This is a genomic window from Nocardia farcinica, assembly GCF_029867845.1.
GTDB classification, from domain to species: Bacteria; Actinomycetota; Actinomycetes; order Mycobacteriales; family Mycobacteriaceae; genus Nocardia; species Nocardia farcinica_A.
The window spans coordinates 1-4648 of sequence record NZ_JARWRU010000317.1 but is presented as its reverse complement, the minus strand read 5'-3'; the positions used below and the strand labels follow the sequence as shown (position 1 = coordinate 4648).

Sequence of the window (4648 nt, the reverse complement as noted above, 5' to 3'; positions counted from 1 at the left end):
CGGGGGGCTAAAGGGGGTCCCGCGGTCCGTTGGGTCGGGTTTTCACGCCGCGCCCGCCCCGGGGTTGGGGCTGGGGGTGGGGTACGCGGGCCGGGCGGGGGGGGGGCGCGCCGCCGCCGGTGATCTCGCCGAGCACCCGGTCCTGCGGTTCGCGCAGGATGCCGAGCCCGCCCGGCGGCGCCGAGCCGATCGCCTGTACCAGCCGCGCGCCCACCATGCGAGCGTGGCACATGAGCACCGTCATCTTCTCCCTGCCCGCGATCAGGATGCCCGCGTGCTGGTGCACGACGGCGGCGAAGATGAGCACCCGGTTCTCCCCGTCACCGTTGCGGCCGGGGGTGTGCCGCTCGCCGGAGACGGTGATGGTGGTGGCGTCGCCGCGCGCGCACAACATGAGGGCGGCGGCCAGATCCGGGTCGGCCTGGCGGGCGAAGCGCTGCGGCAGCCGCAGCGAGGCGTGTTCGGCCTCGGTGCGCACCAGCGAGGCGGGCATCATGTTCACCGGATACGGCCTGCGGTCGAGGTTCGTTTCGCTTTCCCAGACATGGGTGAACTCGTCCGGGGTGAGGACCCATCTCACCGTGGGGCGCTCCCACCCGTCGGACCTGCCTCGGGACGCCCGAACCGGGGCACCCGGTCGCCGGTCGCGGGCATGGTGGGCGAGTAGATGTAGGTCATGGTGTCGCGCACGTCCGCCTCGACCTCGGCGGCGGCGCGCTCGTGCTCCATCCGCCGCCGCCCGCCCAGCACCGCCTCGGCCACCGGGTCGGCCAGCGGGACGTAGCATGCGGGCGGCGGGATGGCGGCCCGGATCGTCTGGGCCACATCGCGATCGAGTTCGATCAGCCGCTGCACCGTCCGGCACACCTCGTGCGCCTTGATGCCGAGGGTGACGAAGGAACGGGTGGCCAGGCTCGCCGCCTCGGCGGAAGTGCCCGACCAGCGGGCGAATTCGCGCGCGGTGGTGTCGGCGAAGGTCTGGAACGCCTCGGCGAGCGTATCGGCCCCGGTGCGCCAGGCCTCGGCCGTCTCGCCGAGCGCGGCCGGGTCGAGCGCCTGGTGCACCTGCTCCCAGATCTCGGCGTGGGTGTAGGCGGCGAACCGCTCGCGATCGGGCGCGTACGCGGGATCGGTGGCCGCGCCCGCGATCTCGGCCGCGTCGGCCAGGGCGCGGCCGCGCGCCAGCATCTCCTCGGCGGCGGCTCTGGCAACCGGGTCGACCATCCGATCACCCCGCCGTCGGTAGGGCCGGCAGCGGATCGCCGCTCATCGCTGGTCCAGGTAGTCGGCGACGGCGAGCAGGGCGTCGCGGTGCGCGGCCTCGGCCTCGGCCAGCCTGCGGCCCGCGGCCAGATAGGCGGCCTTGAACAGCAGCGCGGTCTGCTGGAAAGCCGCCACGGTGGCGCGCAATTCGCTGCCCTTGTGCGCGAATCCGGCGCTCAGTCCCCGCCCGGTGGGCAGGTCGGGAAAGCCTGTGACCGTGCTCGCCAGCTCGCCGGCGGTCAGCGCCGCCGCCAGATCCTCGACCAGCTTGTCGCAGGCGGCGGCGAGATTCACCGCGACATCGGGGGCGAGCTCGAACCGCTCGCCGCCGTGCCCGTCCACCGCCGCCGCGTACAACCCCCTGGCCAGCCCCTGCCCGGTATCCGGCACCATCCGCCTCGCCCCCTCGCCTCGGGTCCAACCGCTACCGGTGGGGACTCTAGCGGCGCACCAGGGTGCCCGTGGGCGGGTCGACGCCCGATTGTGAGCGGTCGCACGCGGATTCGCGCGCCGCGCGGCCGGGTTACGTCGTCGGCCCCGCCTCCGGGGAGCCCGCGTACGGGGAGAGCCGGGGGCGGGGCGGTGCCGCGGACGCTCAGGCGCGCTCGACGGCGATGGTCATGCCGGCGGCGCGCAGCCGTTCGGTGAGCGCCTCGCCCGCGGCGGCCGCCGGGGTGAGCACACCGGCGATCTCGGGCAGCTCGTCGAAGGCCAGCGCGAGACCCATTTCGCCGAGCATCACCGCGGTGGCCTGGTAGCCGGGATCGCCCTCGGCCGCGAAGGTGGCCAGGTACTTCGCGCCGGAACTGGTGTGCGCGACGGTCTTCATGGTGAACCAGCCGGTGCGCCTGCTCTTCTCGCTCGGCCCGGTGCCCGGCGCGGGCAGCACCCGGTCGAGCACCCGGCGGCCGAGCTTCGCGCGCGACAGCAGCGCCAGCGCGCCGATGCCTGCCACGATGCCCGCCGTGGTCGCCGCGGCCGCCACCGGGGCCAGCGGCGAGGAGCCCACGCTCATCACCTCGCGATAGCGGAAGTTCTTCCCGTACGCCCAGCCGAGCAATCCGTTGCTGCGCCGCACGATCCGGGTGTTGTGGCCGGCCATGACGAAGGTGCCGACCCAGCCGTCCAGACTCGGGTCGATGCCGCTCGCCCGCCCGAAGGCCTGATCGGACAGCCCGCGCGCCTCGGGCTCGCGGTCGCGGTCCACGCTCAGCGCGTACGGATCGGCGAGCACCTGGGATTTCGAGCCGTCCTCGGCCACCGCCTCCATCATGGCGCGGGCGGAATCGACGGTGCCGCCGCTGACACCGCCTTTGAACGAGGCCACCAGCGTGACATCGGTGAGTTCACCGGTGTCGTCCTCGACGGTGCGGCGGTACAGGCGGTAGACGCTCAGATCCGAGGGGATCGAGTCGTAGCCGCAGGAGTTGACGATCTTGGCGCCGGTGGCGACGGCGGTGTCGTGCCAGCGGTCGGCGGCCTCCCGGACGAACAGCGGCTCGCCGGTCAGATCCGCGTAGTGGGTGCCCGCCTCCGCGCACGCCCGCACCAGCGGCATGCCGTAGCGCAGGTACGGCCCGACCGTGGTGACCACGGCCCTGGTGCGCGCCGCGAGGCAGGCGAGGGCGGTGGGGTCGCCGACATCGGCGACGACCAGTGTCCAGTCCGCCGCCCTCGGCCCGAGCCCCTCCTTGACCAGGGCGAGCTTGGCCGCCGAGCGTCCGGCCAGCGCGATCCTGGCGTCCGGGGGCGCGGCGTCGAGCAGGTACTCGGCGACGAGCCTGCCGACGAAGCCGGTGGCCCCGAAGACGGTGAGATCGAACTCACGGGTGTCTGTCATGGGGTGTGTTCCTCCTGGTCGGCCGACGGCCGGTCGGTCACCGGCGCGGCGCGCGGCCGGTCGACGATCCCCGCTGCCTGGTGGTGCGCTGCGACGCGCGGTGTCGTGCGGGACGGCCCTTCGGGAGTGCGCGCGCCGGAACGTGTTCGGCGCGCCACTGCCGGTGGGCGATGCCGAGTTCGGTCACCGGGTCGTCGCCGTAGAGCCATTCCCTGGCGATGCGGTGCCAGTTGGCGGTGGTGCGCAATTGACCGAGCATGCCGAAGGTCAGGAAATCCGCGCGGCGGGAGAACAGGTGCTCCGGCGGCAGGTTCTGCTGTTTCATGCCGGCGAATTCGCTCGCCCTCGGATCGACCGCGAGCAGGAACGCGCCGCTGGCCAATTCGGGAGTGATGGTCAGTTCCTCGTCGACCAGGCACCATTCCGAGGCCGCGAGCACGTATTCCAGGCTCTCCGCCGCGCCGATCTCCTCCGGCGAATCGATGACACCGCGCTGGATCATCAGTTCCCGCAGGTCCTCGGCGCGTTCCTCGGCGGCGGCGCGCAGGCAGGTGATCTCGAAATCGACGTGCTCGCGGTCCATCCGGTTGTAGAGGCCGAAATCCAGGAAACCGACCCGGCCGTCGTCGAGGACGAGCACATTGCCGGGATGCGGGTCGCCGCAGAACTCGGCGAATTCGAACAGCGAGCCGACATAGAAGCGGTAGATGATCTCGCCGATGCGGTTGCGCTCGGCATCGGGCAGTTGCCTCGCCTCGTCGAAGGTGCGGCCGGTGAGATAGTCCGAGACCAGCACCCGGGTGGTGGAGTGCTCGGGCACGGTGCGCGGCACCAGGATGAACGGGTGGTCGGCGTAGAGCTCGGCCAGCTGGGCCTGGGTCTGCGCCTCGGCGTGATAGTCCAGCTCGCTCTCGATGTTCAGTCGCAGCTCGTCGAGCACCGCGGGGGTGATCCACGGCATCGCCGATTGCAGCACCTTGCGGAACATGGTCAGGTTCCGCAGGTCCGCCCGCACGGCGGCGTCGATGCCGGGATACTGCACCTTCACCGCGACCTGCCTGCCGTCGTGCAGCCGGGCGCGGTAGACCTGCCCGATGGAGGCCGCGGCGATCGGCTCGGTGTCGAACTCGGCGAACACGCTCTCCAGCGGCGCGCCGTAGTCCTGCTCCACCACCTCGCGCATGCCATCGAACGGCACCGTCGGGGCGGCGTTGCGCAGGACGGCCAGGCGCTGCTGGAAGCGTTCGCGATGGCTGTCGGGCACCAGATCCATGTCGAGCACCGACATCATCTGGCCCAGCTTCATGGCCACGCCCTTCATGGTGCCGAGCACCACGACCACCTGCTCGATGGTCCGCAGCATGGATTCCTCGGCCATCTCGGCCCGCACCGCCTCCGAGCGGCGGCGCATCGACCGCCGGGCGCGCGGGGACCGGCGATGCCGATGGACAGGCCGGGGCGCACGCCGTCGACGGTGGCCTGCGCGCCCTGGCCGACCGCGATGGCGGCCGGGCCGGACAGGAACTGCGAGGCGGAGGTGGCGAC

General features: G+C 72.5%; 5 protein-coding genes. All 5 read right to left on the bottom strand.

The annotated features are described in order from the left end of the window. Positions 1-7 precede the first annotated feature (7 nt). Complete coding sequence (locus QH283_RS06860; RefSeq protein WP_280502172.1) at positions 8-580, bottom strand: ESX secretion-associated protein EspG; 573 nt, start codon at positions 578-580, stop codon at positions 8-10. Then, positions 577-1224, bottom strand: a complete 648-nt coding sequence (locus QH283_RS06855; protein ID WP_280502171.1) for a hypothetical protein — start codon at positions 1222-1224, stop codon at positions 577-579. The genes QH283_RS06860 and QH283_RS06855 overlap by 4 nt, the downstream gene beginning before the upstream one ends. A 42-nt stretch (positions 1225-1266) precedes the next feature. Continuing rightward, a complete protein-coding gene (locus QH283_RS06850) occupies positions 1267-1656 on the bottom strand; it encodes a hypothetical protein (RefSeq protein WP_280502170.1) in 390 nt (129 codons plus the stop codon). Between the two features lie 202 nt (positions 1657-1858). Then, positions 1859-3103 carry a saccharopine dehydrogenase family protein gene (locus QH283_RS06845; protein WP_280502169.1) on the bottom strand — a complete coding sequence of 415 codons (1245 nt, stop codon included), beginning with the start codon at positions 3101-3103 and terminating at the stop codon, positions 1859-1861. A 37-nt stretch (positions 3104-3140) separates the two neighbouring features. Next, a partial coding sequence (locus QH283_RS06840; RefSeq protein ID WP_432420676.1) for an ABC1 kinase family protein occupies positions 3141-4648 on the bottom strand: 1508 nt, incomplete at its 5' end.

Bases quoted from the DNA above. Each gene is read 5' to 3' on its own strand.
- QH283_RS06845 (WP_280502169.1), bottom strand. From the start codon at position 3,103: ATGACAGACACCCGTGAGTTCGATCTCACCGTCTTCGGGGCCACCGGC.
- QH283_RS06850 (WP_280502170.1), bottom strand. From the start codon at position 1,656: ATGGTGCCGGATACCGGGCAGGGGCTGGCCAGGGGGTTGTACGCGGCG.
- QH283_RS06855 (WP_280502171.1), bottom strand. From the start codon at position 1,224: ATGGTCGACCCGGTTGCCAGAGCCGCCGCCGAGGAGATGCTGGCGCGC.